At 70.5% G+C, this 19,054-nt stretch carries 20 protein-coding genes and 1 pseudogene; 10 read left to right on the top strand and 11 right to left on the bottom strand.

Translation table 11 applies throughout. The features are described from left to right. Window positions 1-198 precede the first annotated feature (198 nt). Both SCA03_RS04620 and SCA03_RS04615 read left to right on the top strand, forming a co-directional pair. Window positions 199-456, top strand: coding sequence for a hypothetical protein (locus SCA03_RS04620; RefSeq protein WP_030878472.1), 258 nt, complete (start codon window positions 199-201; stop codon window positions 454-456). Between the two features lie 64 nt (window positions 457-520). Beyond that, entirely contained in the window at window positions 521-1,036 is a 516-nt protein-coding gene (locus tag SCA03_RS04615) for a DinB family protein (protein WP_030878476.1), read from the top strand. Between the two features lie 93 nt (window positions 1,037-1,129). Here SCA03_RS04615 and SCA03_RS04610 read toward each other — a convergent pair whose 3' ends face one another. The 4 genes from SCA03_RS04610 to SCA03_RS34975 all read right to left on the bottom strand — a co-directional run bounded on the left by SCA03_RS04610 (window position 1,130) and on the right by SCA03_RS34975 (window position 4,349). Continuing rightward, window positions 1,130-1,843 carry a DUF981 family protein gene (locus SCA03_RS04610; RefSeq protein ID WP_230988495.1) on the bottom strand — a complete coding sequence of 238 codons (714 nt, stop codon included), beginning with the start codon at window positions 1,841-1,843 and terminating at the stop codon, window positions 1,130-1,132. A gap of 227 nt (window positions 1,844-2,070) precedes the next feature. After that, on the bottom strand, window positions 2,071-2,652 hold the full coding sequence (locus tag SCA03_RS04605) for a TetR/AcrR family transcriptional regulator (protein ID WP_030884997.1): 582 nt from the start codon (window positions 2,650-2,652) through the stop codon (window positions 2,071-2,073). A 166-nt stretch (window positions 2,653-2,818) separates the two neighbouring features. Further along, a complete protein-coding gene (locus tag SCA03_RS04600; RefSeq protein WP_169729611.1) occupies window positions 2,819-3,967 on the bottom strand; it encodes an aromatic ring-hydroxylating oxygenase subunit alpha in 1,149 nt (382 codons plus the stop codon). A gap of 211 nt (window positions 3,968-4,178) precedes the next feature. Beyond that, window positions 4,179-4,349 carry a hypothetical protein gene (locus SCA03_RS34975; protein ID WP_170223829.1) on the bottom strand — a complete coding sequence of 57 codons (171 nt, stop codon included), beginning with the start codon at window positions 4,347-4,349 and terminating at the stop codon, window positions 4,179-4,181. 129 nt (window positions 4,350-4,478) lie between these two features. On the opposite strand from SCA03_RS34975, the gene SCA03_RS04595 reads away from it, so the two are divergent. Both SCA03_RS04595 and SCA03_RS04590 read left to right on the top strand, forming a co-directional pair. Beyond that, window positions 4,479-5,822 carry a TrkH family potassium uptake protein gene (locus SCA03_RS04595; RefSeq protein ID WP_086814693.1) on the top strand — a complete coding sequence of 448 codons (1,344 nt, stop codon included), beginning with the start codon at window positions 4,479-4,481 and terminating at the stop codon, window positions 5,820-5,822. Next, a complete protein-coding gene (locus SCA03_RS04590; protein WP_230988478.1) occupies window positions 5,815-6,504 on the top strand; it encodes a potassium channel family protein in 690 nt (229 codons plus the stop codon). Before SCA03_RS04595 ends, SCA03_RS04590 begins: the two co-directional genes overlap by 8 nt. 112 nt (window positions 6,505-6,616) lie before the next feature. Here SCA03_RS04590 and SCA03_RS04585 read toward each other — a convergent pair whose 3' ends face one another. After that, window positions 6,617-7,723: an FAD-dependent monooxygenase gene (locus tag SCA03_RS04585; protein WP_371863893.1), complete on the bottom strand. Its 1,107-nt coding sequence runs from the start codon at window positions 7,721-7,723 to the stop codon at window positions 6,617-6,619. 83 nt (window positions 7,724-7,806) lie between these two features. After that, window positions 7,807-8,271: pseudogene (locus SCA03_RS37155) on the bottom strand (FAD-dependent monooxygenase); the annotation flags it as partial. A 771-nt stretch (window positions 8,272-9,042) separates the two neighbouring features. Between SCA03_RS37155 and SCA03_RS04575 the strand changes: the two are divergent. Beyond that, on the top strand, window positions 9,043-9,468 hold the full coding sequence (locus tag SCA03_RS04575) for a hypothetical protein (RefSeq protein WP_141275214.1): 426 nt from the start codon (window positions 9,043-9,045) through the stop codon (window positions 9,466-9,468). A 242-nt stretch (window positions 9,469-9,710) separates the two neighbouring features. On the opposite strand, the gene SCA03_RS04570 is transcribed toward SCA03_RS04575, so the two are convergent. Continuing rightward, the gene (locus SCA03_RS04570; RefSeq protein ID WP_086818208.1) at window positions 9,711-10,334 is read right to left on the bottom strand and encodes a TetR/AcrR family transcriptional regulator; all 624 of its coding nucleotides are present in this window, start codon (window positions 10,332-10,334) and stop codon (window positions 9,711-9,713) included. A gap of 306 nt (window positions 10,335-10,640) precedes the next feature. Between SCA03_RS04570 and SCA03_RS04565 the strand changes: the two genes are divergently transcribed. From SCA03_RS04565 to SCA03_RS04555, 3 genes are all read left to right on the top strand, one after another. After that, window positions 10,641-11,813, top strand: a complete 1,173-nt coding sequence (locus tag SCA03_RS04565) for a hypothetical protein (protein ID WP_141275213.1) — start codon at window positions 10,641-10,643, stop codon at window positions 11,811-11,813. Beyond that, the gene (locus tag SCA03_RS04560) at window positions 11,810-13,228 is read left to right on the top strand and encodes a hypothetical protein (RefSeq protein WP_086818259.1); all 1,419 of its coding nucleotides are present in this window, start codon (window positions 11,810-11,812) and stop codon (window positions 13,226-13,228) included. The genes SCA03_RS04565 and SCA03_RS04560 overlap by 4 nt, the downstream gene beginning before the upstream one ends. Before the next feature lie 213 nt (window positions 13,229-13,441). After that, the gene (locus SCA03_RS04555; RefSeq protein ID WP_086818260.1) at window positions 13,442-14,017 is read left to right on the top strand and encodes a hypothetical protein; all 576 of its coding nucleotides are present in this window, start codon (window positions 13,442-13,444) and stop codon (window positions 14,015-14,017) included. Between the two features lie 112 nt (window positions 14,018-14,129). On the opposite strand, the gene SCA03_RS04550 is transcribed toward SCA03_RS04555, so the two are convergent. From SCA03_RS04550 to SCA03_RS34970, 3 genes are all read right to left on the bottom strand, one after another. Next, complete coding sequence (locus SCA03_RS04550) at window positions 14,130-15,113, bottom strand: hypothetical protein (protein ID WP_141275212.1); 984 nt, start codon at window positions 15,111-15,113, stop codon at window positions 14,130-14,132. Between the two features lie 381 nt (window positions 15,114-15,494). Further along, complete coding sequence (locus tag SCA03_RS04545) at window positions 15,495-16,163, bottom strand: hypothetical protein (RefSeq protein ID WP_141275211.1); 669 nt, start codon at window positions 16,161-16,163, stop codon at window positions 15,495-15,497. 26 nt (window positions 16,164-16,189) lie between these two features. Continuing rightward, window positions 16,190-16,360 (bottom strand): hypothetical protein, encoded by a 171-nt coding sequence (locus tag SCA03_RS34970; RefSeq protein ID WP_158102364.1) that lies wholly within the window; start codon window positions 16,358-16,360, stop codon window positions 16,190-16,192. 450 nt (window positions 16,361-16,810) lie between these two features. Here SCA03_RS34970 and SCA03_RS04540 point away from each other — a divergent pair, with 450 nt between their 5' ends. Continuing rightward, the gene (locus SCA03_RS04540) at window positions 16,811-17,560 is read left to right on the top strand and encodes a phosphotransferase family protein (RefSeq protein WP_086818265.1); all 750 of its coding nucleotides are present in this window, start codon (window positions 16,811-16,813) and stop codon (window positions 17,558-17,560) included. A gap of 54 nt (window positions 17,561-17,614) precedes the next feature. Here SCA03_RS04540 and SCA03_RS04535 read toward each other — a convergent pair whose 3' ends face one another. Further along, the gene (locus SCA03_RS04535; protein ID WP_086818263.1) at window positions 17,615-18,466 is read right to left on the bottom strand and encodes an SDR family oxidoreductase; all 852 of its coding nucleotides are present in this window, start codon (window positions 18,464-18,466) and stop codon (window positions 17,615-17,617) included. 123 nt (window positions 18,467-18,589) lie between these two features. On the opposite strand from SCA03_RS04535, the gene SCA03_RS04530 reads away from it, so the two are divergent. After that, entirely contained in the window at window positions 18,590-18,973 is a 384-nt protein-coding gene (locus SCA03_RS04530) for a winged helix-turn-helix transcriptional regulator (protein WP_030878518.1), read from the top strand. Window positions 18,974-19,054: the final 81 nt, after the last annotated feature.

Below are 19,054 nucleotides of genomic sequence, written 5' to 3'. Positions count from 1 at the left end.
CGCTCCCCCGCTCCCCCACCCCGCGCGCCGCCGCTGTCGCCTCCGGCACGGAACCGAGAGCGGAACCGTCCGCCGGGCCGCCCACCGACGGCGGAAGCAACCCTGCCGGCCGTGACGCGGTCCTACCGGGCGTCGCACCCGGGGGGCCGGCCCTCCGGCGACACAGCACGGCGAACCCACTCGAAAGGGCGTTGTTCCATGGCGATCGATCCCAACCTCTGCCTGGACGTTCCACAGGACTTCGACGACTCGGACGCCGAGACCCAGGTGCATCCCATCGCCAGGAAGCTCTTCCTCGCGACGACGGCAGCGGACGCTTTCCGGAAGGTCCAGGAGTGGCTGGCGGAGCAGCACGTCCGCGTGGTGGACGTGTCCTGGGACCGTCTGTACGGCGAGGACGAGCCCTATGTGCTGACCGTCTATTTCATCTTCGAGCTGGACCCCGAAGAGCCCTGAGCACACGGCCCGTTGCGGAAAACCCGACGACAGCCCGGGCCCGCGCGGGCTAGCGTCCGCCGACATGGCTGCTTCTCTCGAACGTCCCCCGTATCAGGCCGACGAGCGCACCGCACTTCTCGGCTGGCTGGACCTCCAGCGTCGGATCCTGCGCTGGAAGTGCGAGGGTCTCGGCGAGGCGGACGCACACCGCTCCGTCGTCCCGACCTCCCCGGCGATGACCATGGCCGGACTCATCAGCCATATGCGGTGGGTCGAACACGCCTGGCTGGAGGTGGTGTTCCTCGGCGGGGACGAGAAGCAGAACCCGTCTCTCGCCGGAGCCGACCCGGAGGCCAGCTGGCGGACGGACGGCGTCCCGCTGGGGCGGTTGCTCGCGGACTACGAGAAGCAGTGCGCCCGCAGCGACGAGATCGCGGCGGCGGCCTCCCTGGACGCCGTGGGCCGCCATCCCACTCGCCAGGACGGCAAGGCCAATCTCCGCTGGATCCTCATCCACCTCGTCGAGGAGACCGGCCGCCACGCGGGCCACGCGGACCTCGTGCGGGAGCTGCTCGACGGGACGAAGGGGTACTGGTGAGGGCCGTCGCGTCGCATGACGGCCCTCACCCGGCGTGCGGAGTCCCGGCACCTGCGCAGAACTCCGCACGCCCGTCACCGGATGTGCGGCCGCTCACATCGTGTTGACGATCAGGCCGATGTGCGTGAAGTAGTTCAGCGCCCCGAAGAGCAGGAACGCCAGCCCGGCGATCGTCCAGCACACTCCGGCCACCCAGGCGACCGGGCCGCCCCTGCGGCGCAGCACAGCCGGGAAGAGCAGCGCGCCGACGCCCGTCAGCACATAGAGCCCGGACATGAAGCTGGCTTCCAGCATGGGGAAATCGGCGAACTCGCCCGAGATCGGCTCCTCCGGCGGCGCGGCGAACAGGGTGTAGCGCCAGCCCGCCGCCGCGATGGCGAGGCACGCCAGCCCAAGTCCGAAGACCAGTACGGAAACGGGAGCGGAGAGCGCCGCGATGTCGCGGCCACGGTCGGCGGTCGTCCGCATCACATCGCCGCGCTTCCAGAGGAAGAACGCGGCGAACAGCAGCAAAGCCCCGAAGGCCAGCGACGGCTCGCCGAAGATGACGTTGTCGAAGGGGAAACCCTGGCCCGCCAGCGGCCAGGTGAGCGTCATGTGCAGCCCGGTCACGAAGAGGATGAGCCCCAGCGTGCCGAACCCCATGGCCCAGGCATCCGGCATCACTTGACGCCCCGACAGCAGCATCCAGCCGAGCGCCACCACCAGCAGCAGCCCCGCGCCCGCGCAGAGCGACATGATGGTGTTGTACGTGGGCATCCGCGCCCAGTCGATCTTCAGACCGCCTTGCGCGGCCAGCATCAGCATGTTCACGCCGGGAGGGTATGAGCGCGGGCCCCCCGGACCAGGACTGCCACCGGCGTGTTCACCCCACTCCGCCGGTTGGCGCAACGAGCGGACCGCGCAGGGTCCGGGAGGACGGCGGAGACCGGTCCCGGACGGGCTCGCGGACGCGCGAACGCCCGTTGCTGCACGGGGAATTCGGCGCATGCCCGTCGCCGCCCGGTGCCACGCAGACGCAGTTGGGGGCCTGGCTAGGCGAAGGCGATGTTCTCGCAGCGGGTGATGCTGCGTCGGATGGCGGCGTGGTCGAGGCCCAGCAGGGCCGTGAGCCACATGCCGTTCTGGATGACGTCGATGTCGGCAGCGCGCCTGTTCGACTCGGCCCGGGACAGGTCCGGCCGGGCGGCACGGATGAGCCCGGCCATCGCGTCCCGGTAGCGCTTCTGGGCCGCCGTGTTGATGTCCGCGAAGTCGGGGTGGGCCTGCGCGAGCGCCCACAGTTGCAGCCGGAGGGAGAGGTACCGCGTGGTGAGGAACTCCGCGTCGGCGACACGGCGGAGGGCCGCCCGGAGGTTGTCCTCGGGGCTCCTGGCCGGGTCCGGCTCGACCATGGCCATGTCCTGCTTCTCGATACGGCGCAGCGCGGCGCCGATGAGAGTGACCTTGTCGTCGTAGTAGTAGTTGACCAGCCCCAGTGACACGCCCGCTTGCCGCGACACCGCGCGCATGCTGATGCCCGAAATGCCGTGCTGCGACAGGAGAACGAGCACCGCGTCGAGGATCCGCTCCTCGCGGTCGGCCGTCTTCCCGGGCTCCGCCTTCCCTTCGCTCACCCGCCCGAGAGTAGCCGTGACCCGAGGTCGGCGGCGCGGCGGCCCGTCCTCCCGGCGGCCGGTACAGCGCGCCGGGCACTCGGGGGTGCTCCCGGGGCAGGCCGGGTTCGGCCGTGCGGGGCGGCGGTCTCAAGTGCGCCCAGTGTGGGGTCGGTTGGGGCGGTGGTCAGGCGGGGTCGCTCACCAGGGCGCGGTAGGCGTCGAGGACCAGGCCGTGGAAGTGGTGCACACCGTGCTCGGACAGCCCCGGCCTGCGCTCGGGGTCGTGGACGATCCGCCCCTGGTCGAACGCGGGTGTCTCCATGCCGCGCTGGACGCTCTCGACCAGCCGGATGTCCTGCACCTGGAGCACCTCGTCCAGGTACGCGACCGACTGCTTCTCGGCCTCGTTCGGCTCGGTGCTCTCCAGGAAGAAGTCGAGCGTCTCCCGCGTGCGCCCGGGCCCGGCCGGAATCATCTGAAGGACCATGAAGTTCCCCCGGCCGGGATAGCGCATCAGACAGGTGTTGGGCCACAGCCACCACACGGAGTGCTCGGTGACGGTCGCGCCGGACACGTCGTACGCGGCGTTCGCCGACCTGCCCGCTTCCGCGAAGTGGCTGGACCAGATGCCGTGCGTCCGCACGTCGTAGGTGTCCATGTCCACCAGGGACACGAACTCCTTGTGCGCGACATGGCAGTGGTAGCACTCCAGGAAGTTGTCGACGACGTTCTTCCAGTTGGTCCTGATGTCGTAGTGCAGCCGCTTCGCGTGGGTGAGCCGCTCGATGTCCGGCGCCCGCTCCATGATCTCGGCGGCGAGATCGGGAGCCTGCTGCGCCAGGGGCTGCGCGGCCGGGTCGAGGTTGACGTACACGAAGCCGCAGAACTCCTCGACCTGGACCCGGTCGAGACAGATCTCCGACTTCTCGAACGACTCCATGCGGTCGGTCCGGCGCGCTCCGACCAGCGCACCGGTCAGGTCGTAGGTCCAGGCGTGGTAGGGGCACACGAGGGTGCGTGTCGTCCCCGAGCCCGAAATCAGCTCGTGCGCCCGGTGTTTGCACACGTTGTAGAAGGCACGCAGGTTGCGGGAGCGGTCACGCACGATCAGCACCGGCATCTCCGCGACCGTGGCGGCGACATAGCTGCCCGGCTGCGCCAACTTCTCCGCGTGGCACACCCATTGCCAGGTGCGGGCGAAGATCCCCCGCTGGTCGGCGGTGTGCCACTTGGGGTCGGTGTACGCCTCCGCCCGGAGGGACATGGACTGCCCTGGATCTGCGTCGTAGCCGGAGGCGATCGCCCTGAACTCGTCTGCGGTGAGAGCAACCATGCCGACGACCATAGGCAGCTTTGGACGATCGTTCAATCCCGGATCCCATGATCGTCCGCGGCTGCCGACCGCACAGGAAGAGCTCGAAGGAGCCTTTTTCTGCGCCCCGTTGACGCCGGCGCGGCCGCTCGACCGTGTGACCGCTCCCCGGCACACCGTGGCCCGCACGGTCGCCTCGGTGATCACCGGTGGGCAGGGGTCTTCCCGCCGGTCACCGGAAGAAGAGCAGATCGATCAGACAGGTGACGATCAGGGCCCAGACGCCGGCGCCCAGCATCCACCAGTTGTCCGTGAGCGCACCTGCCGTCAGCAGGGCCACCGCGGCGCTCCCCAGCGCGCACTCCGTGCGGAGCAGCCCGCGATCGTACACCGGCAGCCTCATCCTGCGGACCCGAGCCGTGAGGAACCGGCGGAGGACCTTCCGGACACAGGGGGAGGCGGCGACGCGAAGGAGGCGCCCGGTTGTTTATCGTCTCCCAGTGCGAAGAAATCCGTTGGCGAAAAGCGCTCGATGACGCCCCGCAGGTGGCCGCGGCTGCGGCACCCGGCCCAGGTGGTGGTCCTGGGCTTCGCCGGGGCGATCGCCGTCGGGACGGCGCTGCTGATGCTGCCGGTGGCCAAGGCCGGGCCGGGCGGCGCGGACGCGTTGGAGGCCCTGTTCACCTCGACCTCCTCCGTCTGTGTGACCGGGCTGATCGTAGTGGACACCCCCGTGTACTGGACCACCTTCGGCCACGCGGTGATCCTGGCGCTGATCCAGCTCGGCGGGCTCGGCATCATGACCTTCGCCTCCGTACTGGTGCTGCTGGTCTCCCGCCGTATGGGGCTGCGTGCCCGTCTGACGGCCGCGACGGAGACCAAGACGCTCGGGCTGGGCGATGTCCGTTCGGTGGTCACCGGGGTCGTGAAGGTCAGTCTGCTCCTGGAGGCCCTCACCGCGCTGTTCCTGACGGTCAGATTCGCCACCGCCTACGACGAGTCCTGGCCACGGGCGGTCTGGCTGGGCGGCTTCCACGCCGTCTCGGCCTTCAACAACGCCGGATTCGCCCTCTTCTCCGACAGCCTGATGGGCTTCACCGGCGACCCGTGGATCTGCCTGCCCATCGCCTTCGCCGTCATCTGCGGTGGCCTGGGCTTCCCCGTCCTGTTCGAGCTGCGCCGCCGCTGGAACCGGCCGCGCACCTGGTCGCTGCACACCAAGATCGTGCTGTGGGCGACCGGTGTCTTCCTCGTCGGCGGTGCCGTGTTCGTCACCGCCCTGGAGTGGACCAATCCGCGGACGCTGGGCCCCCTGGCCCCGCCGGCCAAGCTGCTGGCCGGGTTCTTCCAGGGCGTCATGCCGCGCACCGCCGGTTTCAACAGCCTCGACATCGGCCAGATGAACCCGGCCACCTGGCTGGGGACGGATGTGCTGATGTTCATCGGTGGCGCCAGCGCCGGCACGGCCGGTGGCATCAAGGTCACCACCTTCGCGGTGTTGTTCTTCGTGATGAGCGCCGAGATCCGCGGCGAGGGCACGGTCACCATCTTCCGGCGCCGCCTGCACCACGACGTCCAGCGCCAGGCGCTCACCGTCGTCCTGCTCGCCGTGGCGGCGGTGGCCTGCTCCACGCTCTTCTTCATGGTGTTCTCCGACAACGGCCTGGACCGGTCCCTGTTCGAAGTGACCTCGGCGTTCGCCACCGTCGGCCTCTCCACGGGGATCACCGACGGGCTGCCGGGACCGGAACAGGTCCTGCTCATCGCGCTGATGTTCATCGGCCGGCTCGGCCCGATCACGGTGGCCTCCGCGCTCGCCCTGCGCCACCGCGTCCGTCTGTACGACCTGCCCGAGGAGCGACCCGTCATTGGCTAGAAAACGCGCATCCAGCACCCGGCGCAGCGCACGCGAGGACGCTGTCGTCGTCATCGGCATGGGCCGGTTCGGCAGGGCCCTGGCGCTCGAACTGGTCGACGAGGAGACGGAAGTCCTCGGGATCGACGAGGACGCGGAAGTCGTCCAGTCCCTCTCCGGATCGCTCACCCACGTCGTGCGCGCGGACTCCACCAAGGAGGACGCCATGCGTCAGCTGGGCGTCCACGAGTTCGACCGTGCCGTCGTCGGCATCGGCACGGATCTGGAAGCCAGCATCCTGACCGCCTCGTTGCTGATCTCGTTCGACATCCCCCACGTGTGGGCCAAGGCCATCAGCGAGGCACACGGGCGCATCCTCGAACAGCTGGGCGTCCACCACGTCGTCTACCCCGAGCACGACATGGGGCAGCGCGTCGCCCACCTCGTCCGCGGCCGGATGCTCGACTACATCGAGTTCGAGGAGGACTTCGCCATGGTGAAGACGAACCCTCCCGCCGACATCACCGGTGTGCCGCTGTCCCGAAGCTCCGTCCGTACCCGGCACGGCGTCACCGTCGTCGCCATCAAGCGCCCCGGTGAGGGCTTCACCTACGCCACGGCCGACGCCGTCGTCCACCCCGAGGACACCATCATCGTCGCCGGTCACACCCGGGCGACCGAACGCTTCAGCGAGCTGCGGTAACGCCGGGGGCCTCCTCCCCCGCTCTCCTCTCCGCGAGGTCCGGTTCCCCGCCCTCGGGTTCCCGGCGCGCACGGCTCCGCCCACCGGCCGTTGCCGCTGCCGGTGGGCGCCGCTACGGACGGAGGGCGAGCAGGCGGTCGAACACCTCCTCAAGGGTTTTCTCCGCCGTGGCCGGATCGGAGAGCGCGCGGGCCCGGAATCCCACGTGCCCGTCCGGCCGTACGACCACCGCGCCGCTCGGTTCGAGACCGTAGAGCGTCCGCCACGTCCCGGTCGGCTCGGTGTACTCGGCGCAGTCGCCGATCACCACGGCCCGCAGCTCGACGCCGTGGCTCGCGGCGGCTCGACGGGCGGCATCCACCCAGGGGCGGCCTTCCTCACCGGCGAGCACCGAGAAGTCCGTGTGCAGCAGATCCACCGTGGACACCCGCTCTCCCCCGGCCTTCTCCAGCCACACGTGGGGCGCCCGGGCGCCGGGGAAGCCGCTCGGGTGGTACTCGGTGACGGTCGAGGCGGGCGGCTCCGTCCCGTCCGGGACGAGCGCGCCGTCCCGGTAGACGAAACCGAACTGCCGGCCGGGCGACCAGTACTGCGGCTCCTGGCCGGGAACGGCGTCCACGATCCGGCGGCGGACCCGCTCACCGGCCGGGCCCGGGTCCTCGATCGCGGCCAACTGCCCCGGGTCCTCCATGATCCAGCCCACCTCGGTGGCCCGGCGTGCGTTCGCCAGCGTCTGCTCGATGGTCTCCTCGGCGATCGGCCGCCGCTCGGCCTCGTAGGTGTCCAGCAAGCCGTCGCCCGCCCGTCCCCGCAGTACGGCATGCAGCTTCCAGCCGAGGTTCTGGGCGTCCTGGAGCCCTACGTTCATGCCGAAGCCACCCGACGGCGGCACCCGGTGCGCGGCATCGCCCGCGAGCAGGAGCCGGCCTTCCCGGTAGCGGTCGGAGAGCGCCGATTCGACCCTCCAGAAGAAGATCCCGTCGATGTCGATGTCGACGTCCCGCTCCCCGATGGCGTTCTTGATGACCTCGGTGCAGTGCTCCGGCGTGAAGTCCTCCGCGGACATGACGGCGGGGTCGTAGCCCCAGCTGTAGGCCCAGCGGCGCTTTCCGTCGTAGGTGAGGAAGGCGCCCTGGGTATCGGCGTTGATGATCCAGTACAGGATGTGGGTGCGGCCGTGGAGGAACGGGGCCAGATCGGCTTCGAAGCACACGTTGATCTGGTGGCCCAGCGGCCGCGTCTCCCGCGAGGGATGCCCGCCTTCTCCCGCACCAGGCTCCGCCCGCCGTCCGCGCCCACGACGTACCGTGCCCGGACGGTCCGCTCGGCCCCGGAGTGCTCGTCGACGCCGGTCAGCGTCACGCCGTGGCGGTCCTGGACGACGTCGGTGACGCGTACGCCGTAGTGCACCGACACGGTCGGGTAGGCCCTCAGATGCCGGCGCAGCCGGGTCTCGAAGATGTCCTGCGCGCACCAGCCGATCAGTTCGGGCGAGATCTGCCGGGCCTGGGCCACCCGCTCCGCGGTCGCCAGCATGTCGACGGTGCCGAGGGAGGGATCCCGGAGCCGGGTCGAGTAGCCGGCGCTGCTCCACTGTTCGGCCGGAAGACCGCCCGCACGCCGGACGTCGTCGCTCAGGCCGATGTGGCGCAGCATCTCCATCGACCTGCCGTGGATCCCGATGGCCCGGGGGTGCCGCAGCCGGCTCTCCCGCCGCTCGACGAGCCGCACATCCACACCCCGGCGCCCCAGTTCGATCGCCAGCATCGTGCCTATCGGCCCGGCCCCGACGATCACCACTTCGTGCTGTTCCTGCATGTCCACGCCCTCTCACCACTGCGATGGGGGTTCGTTGCCGCCCCGGAAACGACGACCGCGCGGCCGGGCCGCAACCGAGGGCAGGGACGCTACGGGCCTGGTTGACTCCGAGTCAATCGTGGTTTTGAGTAAGCGTCATGGGCTTCGGGTGGGCAGCGCGGAGGGGGGCGGCTGCGGGTCACGGCGAACGGGGAGGGGATGAACGCGGGGGTGGGGGCGCGGCACTTGACGTCCGAGGGAGGCCCCGAAGCGCTGTTACGGGCTGAGAGCTCCTCACGGAATGCGGTCGGATCATGCCCTTCGGCCGGGTGGCCCGGTTGCTTCGGCATGAGGAAGCGTGGTCCTCAACGATTCTTCTGTGCATGTGAAGGAACCATCCGCCCAGGCTTCTCTTCGGGAATTCCGTTGGCGGTGCTGGGATTTAGCTGGCGGCCTGGGTGCCCTACCGTTCATCACAGGCATGATGAGCTCCGGTATCTACGCCCGCACGGAAAGTTTCAGACCAGCAGCGTTTCAGAGATCTGCCGCAGCCATCGGGACAGGGCTCATCGAGGGCGAGTTCCGAGGGAGATCACCGCAACGTCCAAGGGATTAAAGGGCGTTGGCTGGCGCAGCCGCACAACTCTTCAGTTGGTTACCTCTCTGCGCCACGCGAGATGACAGGCATGCGCCGTATACTTTGCCTCCAACAGCCAGGCCATGTGAGGGAGTTGCTTCTCATTGCTGCCGGACATACCCACCGCATCCTGGTGGGTCATCGACGTCGGAGCTGCTGCCGCATTCTGGGCGCTCATGGTCCCCTGGGTTCCCAAGCCGAAGGCGCGGCGCCAGATGAGCGCTGTCCCCCTGGCCGGCGTTCCGACGATGCTCGGAGCCTACTGGGCGAAAGGCTACACGGCGAGCTCCATTCTCGCGTTATATGCCCTCATCCTCATCGCCCTGGTAGTCGCAGTACGGCCGTTTCGCCAACCGCTGGCCAAGATGATTGCGAAAGATGAAGCGGCCGGGCGAGATATCCGCGACAGGAGACTTCGAGACGGACCTCGCGGGATGGCCGTATGGCTGATCTTCGTACTCGCCGCAGTGGTGGTGGTGAGCGTGATACTCCTGCAAGGAGAAGCGTCAAGGGATCCCTTTACTTGGTAATCGCAGGGAACGGGCAGACCGTGTACTACGCGCGGAGGCGGATGAGGGAAGAGGTGGTGCTTCGTGGCGGTAGAAAGCCGAGAAAGGAGGAGTAGAGACTAGTCGTGCCGGAGTTGGCAGCTCATAGGAGCCGAGGCGAGACGCGTCCGCGCGGGGAGGACGGGGCGGCGGCCGGTGAGAAGGCGTGTGACTGCGCGGCGGGACGGCCCCGTCGGGTCAGGAGGGATCGGCGGCCAGGACGGTCAGGCGGTTTGTTCGTGCAGTGCGGACAGGTCCGGGCCGGGGCCCGCCTCCAGCAGGGTGACCGAGCCCAGGATCGAGGTCAGCCCGGCGACCAGCACTTCGACCAACGCGGGCCGCGGGACGGGGCGTTCGAGGATCCACTGCACGAGCAGTTCGTCGTGGAAGGCGAGCCAGGAGCGCATCAGCAGCCGGATTCCTTCGGTCGGCTCGTCGATGCCGATGAGCCGCAGCACGGCGAGGGCGCCGTCCCAGCGGGTCTCCTCGAACACGTCGCGGACCCGCGAGTCGGTCACCAGATTGCTGCGGATCGGGCCCAGCAGGACGTGGGGCCGCTGTTCGAAGTAGTCGATGTGGCGGTTGATCGCGGCACGCAGCGCTTCGCCGTGCGGAAGCCCGTTCAGGTCGTCGTAGGCGATGCGCATCTCCTCGGCGAGCGACCGGACGACCTCGATGAAGAATCCGCGCTTGTTCTTGAAGTAGTGGAACGGCAGTCCGTGTGCCACCCCGGCCTCCTGAGCGACCTCGCTCAGCGACACCTCGTCGTAGGGCATACGCCCGAAGGCATCACGACCTGCGGCCAGCAGCAGCTCGCGACGGGTGGGTTCCGGCCTCCGTTCGTGCATGCCGATACGCTACGCCACCGCCGTACGCGGGGTTCGAGCAGATCGAACGCCGGGCGGGCCCGCTCGACGTGGCTCCCGGCGCCCGGTTGTCCTGGTGCCCGGTCTTGAGCGTCGTCGCACGGTCTTGAACGTTGTCGTCCCTGACCCTTTCCGGGGTTTCCGGAACGCCCCGGCGGTCGCCCTCCTCGCCGAACGCGCGTTCAGGACAGGTAGTCTCCGCTGATCGTCGGCCGTCGAACAGGGACGGTGTCTCCGCGACGGGGCGCGGGGCGGTCGTGGAACCGGGAACCGGGAGGGGAGAACGTGGTGCACAGCGCACGCATGTCCGGGCGCCGCCTCGTGCTCGTCGTGGCGCTGGCTCTCGCGGTGCTGGGCGGCGCGGCGTTGGCGACGCGGGCGGTGCGGGCCGGTCCGTTCGCGCCGGAGAGCCACTGCTGGGGCGCGTGGGCCGAGGACAGCGGCCCACGGGTGCTCGGCGCCGACTACGCGCGGGTGGCCGAGGAGTCCGGCTCGCCCCACCGTGGTGAACAGGCCGTCTGTGTCATGGCGTACGGCGTGCCCGGCACCGAGGAGATGCAGCACCCCGACACCAGCGTGACCGGCGACCGGGCCCGGGAGGGGACCGGCGGCGACCGGCTGGTCGCCCGCGTCGGCCCGCCGCCCCGCTCGACGGGCGGGCCGCGACGGGCGTGGCTGGCGGAGGCCCTCCATGGGAACACCGTGCCGTTGCCCGAGGGGCTGCCCGGCGTCGTGAGCACGGACCGCGGCACGCTCGTACTGCCCGAGGAGTGCGACAGCGGGGACGTGCCGCTGGTCGTCACCGTCCGGTCGGAGGGCCAGGTGCCGGAGCTGGACTCGGAGCGGGAGGTCACCGATCTGCTGCTGTCCCTGGCGGAGACGGCCCGGGAGAAGGCGGGCTGCGACGGCGGCCGGCCCACACAGCTCTCGGCCCCCGTACCGACCGTGCCGGACGGAAGGCCCCGCTCCGGAGGCGGGCCGGCGTGCCGGATTGCCGGGATGCGGTTCGCCCCACCGGCGCACGGCGAACTCGCCTGGTACGCGAGCGCCGTCGGGACGCGTCTCCAGTCCTGCTCCCTCGAACTGTCGGGGGACGGGGACGAGAGGGACGGAGGAAGCGAGGGGAACCCGGGGGACGGGGACGACGGGCAGCAGGGGCCGGGCGGGAAGGTCGCCGCGCGGGGGCAGTTCGTGGTGACGTCGCATCCGCGGCTGGTACGGCTCTTCGCGGGAATGGCGGGTGAGCGGTCCCCGGGCGACGGGTGGCGCGGCACGGGCCGGATCGAGCGCCGGGACGGGCTGGTCACCGCCGAGTGCCGGGGCCGGCCCACCGTCTTCTTCCTGCACCTGGACGGCCCGCTGGCCTCGTCCGCCGAACCGGACGTCCGGCATCTGTTCGCGCGGTCCGCCGACTCCGTGACCGAACGCCTCGGCTGTCCGGCCGTCGGACCGCGCTCATGACCGAGAAGAACTCCGAGAAGCACTCCGAGAAGCACCCCGGGGACAGCGCCGCGGGCAGTTCCACGGGAAGTTCCACGGGCAGTGCGACGGACTGCTGCCCCGGGGACGGCACCGAGGCCGGCACCGGAAACAGCTCCGGAAACAGCTCCGGAAACGACTGCGGGGACAGCTCCCCCGGGGGAAAGGACGACATGAACGACAACCCGGAGGAGCCGGGGGCCGCCGCCGCACCGTCTGCCACACCGCCGGCCGCGCCGAAGCAGCCCGGCCGGCTCCGGCGGATGGCCCGCAGCCGGGGCGGCATCGCCGTCGTCGGCGCACTCGTCGGGGCGCTGCTCGGCACCGGCGTCATGGCGTGGCGCTCCGGTGAACTCCCGTTCGTGGCACGGGACATGTGCTGGGGCTCGCTCTCCCCCGAGGTCGCGGAGGCCCTGTTCACCGACACGGATGTACGGAGCCGGGAGCTGCCGCTGCGCCGGGCGACGGAGGACCCCATGCACACGGAGTGCAGCATCCAGGGGTTCGGCGCGGACGAACTGGAGTCGGAGGTCACGGCTTCGGTACGGACGTTGGGTGAGCTGAAGGGCGCCCAGGCATGGGACTGGACGAGGCAGTACCTCTCCTCCCGGATGACGCCGCTGGGCGGCGGGATCACCGGCATGGCCTCCTCCCAGCGCGCCTGGGTGGCGCTGCCGACCAGCTGTCACGAACGCTCCTACGAACCGGGCGAGAACCCGCCGTTGCGGGTGGTCACGCTCGCCTCCGACGCATCCGACCCCGACTATGTGAACGAGGTCGACGCGCGGCGCGGCCTCGACGCGATGTCCCGCGCGGTCGTACGGCTGGCCGACGGGGTCATGGAGAAGTACGGCTGCGAGGGCCGGTACCCCGACCCGCCGAGACTTCCCGGCCCGCCGGAGGGCAAGAGCGTGCAGGCCGTGGACAACGAACGGCTGTGCGGTCTCCAGGGCGTGGCGCTCCCCGGCTGGGCGCGTGGCGAGGACGCCTCAGCGGTGCGCACCACGCCCGGCACCACATCGGACGGGCCGCTACGGGGCGGTGTCCACTCGTGCGACGTGGGGCGGCCGTTCGGCATGGACAGGATCCGGCTGACGACCGTGGCCGAACCCCGGCTCGCGCGCGTCGTCTCCAGAGCGCTCGGACAGCGCGCCGACCGTCTCGGCGGGGACGGCGAGGGAGCCCACGCGGGCGGCCTCAGCGTCTACACCGCCGACTGCCAGCGGGGCCGGACCGCGTTCGTGGCCTGGGAGAAGGACCCCGACAAGGATGACGACACGGCGTCCGAGCGCCGGTCGCTGGGGCTCGCCGTGCTGCCGTCGTACGTCAAGGCCGAGGCGAAGCGCGTCGGCTGCGGCGAGGTGAACGTCCAGGTGCCCCGCCTTCCCTCTCGGTGAGGACCGCCCTCTCGGTGAGGGACCGCTCCTTTCCTTCCGGTTGCGCTCCCGTCCGGACTCCTCCGGCCGGGAGCGCGCCCGCGGACCCGGACCCGTTCCCGCCTGCGGGCGCGGGCCCGTCTCCACGCACCGGGCGCGGGCCCGTCCCCGCCCGCGAGGGCGAGTGCGTCCCGACGCTGGCCGAGGGAACAGCGCCGTCGGCATAATCCCCTCGTGGATCTGGTGACTGCCGCGCTTCCCGTGGGTGCCACGGTTTTCGTCGCGATCCTGGGATATCTCCAGTGGCGGCGCAGCGAGCGGCGCCAGGCGGAGAACGAGACGGTCCGCCGTGAACTGGAACAGACGGACCGACGCCGGACGGCCCGCGAACCGTACGACCAACGGCGCCGGGAAGCCCTCCAGGAACTGCTCGACACCCTCCGCGAGTTGGAGATCCGGTCCCGCTGGAACGCCGGAGGACAGGACCTGCGCGCCGAAGTGCCCAAGGTGAACACCTTTCTGATCCGGCACAGCGAAGTGCTCGACGACGAAGAGCGCCGCCTGACGGGGGAATTCCTCGACGGGCTGACGTGGATCGACCACCACGAGGCCGACAACCGGCGCAGGTGGGAGGAGCGGCGGGAACGACAACGTGCCGCGCACGGCACCGACATCGGACCGTACGAGAGTTCCTGGGCGAGCACGGAACCTCTCCCGTGGCTCGACGGGGCCCAGGCAGCCGCGCGGAAATGGAACTCGGCGCGGGACGCCCTGGAGGAACGGCTGCGCAACGCTCCCCAGGGCGAGTGAGAACCCACTGAACACCTCGCCCGTCCGCAGAACCGCTCGCACATCCCCCGAGGTCTCCGCCCTCTCAGGCGTCTCCGTACGGCAATCGGTCGGCTCGCTCGGGTCACTCGGGTCACTCGGGTAGCTCGGGTAGCTCGGGGCCGTCCTCGGCAGGCGACTTGTGCAGCGAGACCCCGGTCGGCGACTTGACCAGCGAAACGCCGGGGCGCTCCCCCGCGGTTGCCCACTCCGCGGCGAGGGCGGTCGCACGCTGCTCCACCCGGCGGTCGGCCCGCCGCTGCACCACCCTGATCCCGCCTCCGACCGCTGCGCCCACGAGCAGCAGAAAACCCGCCGCCAGCAGGCCGTCGTTGACGGTGTTCGCGGTCGCGCCCTCCCACTCTGCGTTGTAGAGCTCGCCCTTCCACGGCCCGTACGACACGACCCAGCCGGTGTCCCAGTCGCTCAGCGACGGGTCCCGGTCGGGAGTGCACCGGAAGGGGCCCTTGCGAAGCCGGCCGTCGTCCGGGTCCTTCCATGTGACGGTGCAGTTGCCCGAGCTGTCCTCCTTGAGAACCGTCAGATCGATCTGCGGATCCCCGTCCGCCGCCACAATCCCGGCGATCCCGAGCCCCCCGGCCACCACACCGAGCAACGCGATCCACCGGAACACCGGCCGCCTGCGCGGTACCTGCGCGCCTGCGGCCCGCACCGCCGACGATCCGAGGGGCACCGGCTCTGCCTGCTGGGACCGCTCCGCCCGCTGGGGTTGCTGTGGGGAGGGTCGTCCCAAGCGGCCGGACGCCTCGGCAGCGCGCACCGCCTCCTGCCGTCTGCGGAGCGTACGGGTCGGACGTACCCACAGCAGCGTCTCGCCGCCCGGCTGCGCGAGGACGCCACCCCGCTGCGGGTCACCGCACCACCACAGCGCCCCCGACGGCCCCGGCTCCGCCCATTGCAGGCGCCGCCGCACAGCGACGACGGTGAAGACCCACAACTCGCCGGTGTCCGGGGCCCGCAGCACGACGCGTGGCGCCCACAGGGCCGAGGGAAGATCCACGGCGACGCACGCGACCCACGGCCCGGCCGACAGCGCCCGGCCCATCCGGGCCGCCATGCGTACGCTCCCCGCACCGATCACCCCCGCGACCGCACCGGCACCGAGTACCCGTGCCATCACGGAAGCCGCCCAGCCGACCCCCGACGCCTCGGCAACCGCCCCGATCACCAAGCCCGCCGCGCACGCCCCCGATCCGGCGCACAGCCACATCCACGCTCGCCGCCGGTAACGTCTCAGCGCCGCCTCGGTCCCGCCGAACGCAACGGCGGACGACGATATCCCCACAACCTGCCCCCTCTTCCCGAACACAAAATTTCCCGAGCACATAATTTCCCGAACTTCCCACCGGCACAGGGAAAGCCGCCCCCTCCGGCACCCGCCACGCCCTCCGTCAAGTACCGCGCATCACCCCGGTACCGGAAACGCGCCTCGGAACCGTCATTCGGGCCGTATGAGTTCGTGGACGGTTCGAAGATGGCGCGGATGCCCCAGATCCAGCTTCCGGTAGGTATGGGTGGGCCACAGCGGTTGTTCTCCCATCCAGGGAACGGCGAATTCGCCCGGCCGGAGAGCACCGGAGATCCGGGCGACGCCGACGGGCCCCGGGAGTTCACGGAACCGGTCACGGAGCGGGCCGTAAGGCAGCGGGATGATGCCCACGGGTTCGTCCTCGTCGGGATGGGGTGAGTCCTCGGGAAGCGGAAACAGGACGATCAGCGGTGCCTCCATGGCATAACTGTGCAGAAGCAGATAGCGCATACGGGTATGAGGCACCTGCCGAGCCACTCTGGCCAGCCGCCAGGCACGGAGCGAGCCCTTGGCAGCGAAACCGATCGCACCGAGGGCGAGAACGGGCAACACCCCGGCCCACGCCGGAACGCCGTCGGGGGACTCCTGCGCCTGCCACGCAGCCATGACATTCAACCCGAGCATTCCGGCGAGCGGCAGCAGTTCCCCTGCTCGCCACAGCCCGCGCACCCGCCACCACGTCACACGCCGCACATCGGCCTCGGGCCGCATCCCGGACTCCTCCAGCCCGCGATACCGGGCCTGACTGAGCGCTGCCTCCCGCATGGTGCGATAGCTCAGCTCGACTTCTTCATCCACAGCGGCGGCCTCTTCGTCCAGCCCTTTCACAAAATGCCGACCAGGACGGCATTTCGGTCCCAGCCGAGGCCGATGCCGACCGTCCCCATGGAGACGAAGACGACGAGAGAGCAGCACGCCCCGATCGGAGCATTGCGGCGCTGCGACATCGTCACCTCGCCCCGTCTGCGGGCCACTTGCGCTTCCCGGTCCAGCATCGATCCTCAGCAGACCGGCGCGCTCAGAGAACCTGCGCCACACGTTGAACAGGCAAGTCCGGCGTTCACTGACGTATCTCGCGGCGTCAGGTCCGGAGCGCTCGCCCTCGTGCGCATGGATCGGCCCCCCTTGTGCCCCTTTGGTCGGACGGTTGTGCGCCACTCCGGCGGGCTGTCGCGGTGCCGGTGTGCCGAGTCGGCCGGTGGTCGGGCTGCGGTGGGGGGCGAGCCGTCGGGCCGTGGCGTGGACGTGGCGGTAGGAAGTGTAGTGCCGAATGCGGTAGTTGGGGGAGATGGGGGTGCCGATGGCATACGTGACGTTTCTGCCCTCGGCTCGATGAAGGGAGCGCCACGACACCGAGGGCCGCGGGGCGTGCAGGGCAGGTCCGTCGCACAAGTGCACGCGATATTCCCGGGCGGTGTGGAGGGTGATCCGGGATGCTGGGCGGCATGGATGAAGTCGAGGTCGTCGTCGCTCATTCCGAGCGTGCCACCCTGCGCGTCGGCGACATGTTCTTGAAGGTGGACGCCGATCAGGCGCGCACCGGCGTCGAGGTGGAGGCGATGGCGCTGGCGCCGGTGCCGACGCCGGAGGTGCTGTGGCGCGAGCCGCCCGTGCTGGCGATCGCGGCGGTGCCGGGGAAGGCGCTGGGCCGCCTCGGCGAGCCGTCGGCCGCGTCACCGGCGGCGTGGGCCGCCGCGGGCGCCGCCGTCCGGAAGCTGCACGAGGCGCCGTTGCCGCCCTGGCCCGGCCGGGGCAGCGGCCGGGCGCTCGACAAGATGGAGGCGGAGCTCGACCACGAGTGCGAGCTGCTCGTGGCGAACGGTGTCCTGCCCGCCGACCTGGTGGCCCGCAACCGCCGGGTCGCCGAGGCCGCGCTCCGGCCGCGGCCTCCGGTGTTCATGCACGGGGACCTTCAGCTCACCCATGTGTTCGTCGACGGGGACGAGGTCACGGGCATCATCGACTGGTCCGAAGCGGGCCGGGGCGACGCCCTGTTCGACCTCGCCACGCTGACGCTCGGGCACGAGGAGCGCCTCGATGAGGTCCTCGCCGGCTACGGCACCGATGTCGACCTCGACGTCATCCACGCGTGGTGGTCGCTGCGCAGCCTGCTGGGGGTGCGCTGGCTGGTCGAACACGGCTTTGACCCGTTCGCACCGGGCTGTGAAGTCGACGTGCTGAAAGCCCGGATGTGAGGCGGCGCGGGCCGGTGGGAGCGAACGCCGCAGCCGTACGCCGCGCCCGCGCGTCTACCCGAAAGCGGTGACGTGCTCCGTGACGAAGGTGCGCAAGCTGCGGGGGCCGTGTCCGGTGAGGCCGGCGACGTCGTCGGACAGCCACGCGGCGTCTCCCTCGGCGATCAGCCCGAACACCTGGGCGTTGGAGGTGGCGACCGGCTCGGGAACCCCGTCCTGGACCATCAGCTCGCGGTGCCGGTCGGGGGTGAGCCGGCGGTATTCGATCTCCCGGCCGAGGGCGCGGGTCAGCTCGGCCGCCACGTCGGCGTAGGTGACGAGCTCGGGCCCTGTCAGCAGGTAGGTGCGCCCCCGATGGCCGGCGGGGGCGGCCGCGACGGCTGCCGCGGCCGCGGACACGTCCCGTGCGTCGATCATGCCGAACCGGCCGTCGCCGGCGGACATCACGAACCCGTGCGTCTGCTTGATCATCGGGGCCAGGAAGAACAGGTTCTGCATGAGCAGGTTCGGGGCGAGCAGGGTGTGTGCCATGCCGCTCGCTGCGAGGTGGGCCTCGATCCGGGCGTGGTCCCGGCGGCGGTCGACGGGTGAGTCCTCGGTCGCCTTGTGGTTCGTGATCTTGACGACGTGCCGCACGCCCTGGCGGACGGCACTGTCGAGGGCCGCGATCTCCTGGTCGGGGACGGCGGCGCTGATCAGGAGAAGGGTGTCGACGCCGGTCATGGCCGCGTCCAGCGTCTCCGGCCGGCCGAAGTCGCCCACCGCGGTCTCGACGCCGCTCCAGCTCCCGTCCTGTGGCGCACGTGCCGCATCCCGCACCAGCGCTCTGGTGGGAAGGCCCCGGCGGGCCAGGAGCCGAACCGCTTCGACGCCGATCTTTCCCGTCGCTCCCGTCACCAGAATCATGGCGCCTCCATCGTCGGCTCGGCTTCACAGGGGTGGTCTGCCCGCATCGCGCGCAGTCCGTCCAGCCTGCACAGCAGCCGTATCCCTTGTGAAGTAGGCACCTGATGGATATATAGGTACCTGATGGATACCGACTCGCAGATCGTATACGCGAAGGACTGCCCCTCACGCACGGTCGTGAGCGTGCTGGCGAACAAGTGGTCGCTCTACATCCTGGGCTTGCTCGGGCAGAGCGACCGCCCGCTCCGCTTCACCGAGCTGCGCCGGCACATCGAGGGCGTGACCCAGAAGTCCCTCACCCAGGCGCTGCGCAACCTCGAACGCGACGGCCTGGTCAGCCGCACCGTCTACCCGACCATTCCGCCGCGGGTCGAGTACGCCCTCACCGACCTCGGCCACGAAGCGGGAGCGCTCACCACGGCCATCGCGGACTGGTCCAGGACGAACGCGGCACGTGTGCAGGCAGCGCGCGCTGCCTACGACGCCCGTACCGCCGACGGGAGTTGAGGTTCCGCGAAGGCCCGTTGACCGTACGCCCCGGCCATCTGTCCGCCGGTCCATCTGCCCGCCGACCCGGCGAACTGTCCG

The sequence above is a fragment of the Streptomyces cacaoi genome, from assembly GCF_006539165.1.
GTDB classification, from domain to species: domain Bacteria; phylum Actinomycetota; class Actinomycetes; order Streptomycetales; family Streptomycetaceae; genus Streptomyces; species Streptomyces cacaoi.
This window is presented reverse-complemented; position numbering and strand designations above follow the sequence as displayed.

Bases quoted from the DNA above. Each gene is read 5' to 3' on its own strand.
- SCA03_RS04620 (WP_030878472.1), top strand. From the start codon at position 199: ATGGCGATCGATCCCAACCTCTGCCTGGACGTTCCACAGGACTTCGAC.
- SCA03_RS04615 (WP_030878476.1), top strand. From the start codon at position 521: ATGGCTGCTTCTCTCGAACGTCCCCCGTATCAGGCCGACGAGCGCACC.
- SCA03_RS04610 (WP_230988495.1), bottom strand. From the start codon at position 1,843: ATGCTGATGCTGGCCGCGCAAGGCGGTCTGAAGATCGACTGGGCGCGG.
- SCA03_RS04600 (WP_169729611.1), bottom strand. From the start codon at position 3,967: ATGGTTGCTCTCACCGCAGACGAGTTCAGGGCGATCGCCTCCGGCTAC.
- SCA03_RS34975 (WP_170223829.1), bottom strand. From the start codon at position 4,349: ATGAGGCTGCCGGTGTACGATCGCGGGCTGCTCCGCACGGAGTGCGCG.
- SCA03_RS04595 (WP_086814693.1), top strand. From the start codon at position 4,479: ATGACGCCCCGCAGGTGGCCGCGGCTGCGGCACCCGGCCCAGGTGGTG.
- SCA03_RS04570 (WP_086818208.1), bottom strand. From the start codon at position 10,334: ATGCACGAACGGAGGCCGGAACCCACCCGTCGCGAGCTGCTGCTGGCC.
- SCA03_RS04560 (WP_086818259.1), top strand. From the start codon at position 11,810: ATGACCGAGAAGAACTCCGAGAAGCACTCCGAGAAGCACCCCGGGGAC.
- SCA03_RS04550 (WP_141275212.1), bottom strand. From the start codon at position 15,113: ATGGCGGCCCGGATGGGCCGGGCGCTGTCGGCCGGGCCGTGGGTCGCG.
- SCA03_RS34970 (WP_158102364.1), bottom strand. From the start codon at position 16,360: ATGCTGGACCGGGAAGCGCAAGTGGCCCGCAGACGGGGCGAGGTGACG.
- SCA03_RS04540 (WP_086818265.1), top strand. From the start codon at position 16,811: ATGGATGAAGTCGAGGTCGTCGTCGCTCATTCCGAGCGTGCCACCCTG.
- SCA03_RS04535 (WP_086818263.1), bottom strand. From the start codon at position 18,466: ATGATTCTGGTGACGGGAGCGACGGGAAAGATCGGCGTCGAAGCGGTT.
- SCA03_RS04530 (WP_030878518.1), top strand. From the start codon at position 18,590: ATGGATACCGACTCGCAGATCGTATACGCGAAGGACTGCCCCTCACGC.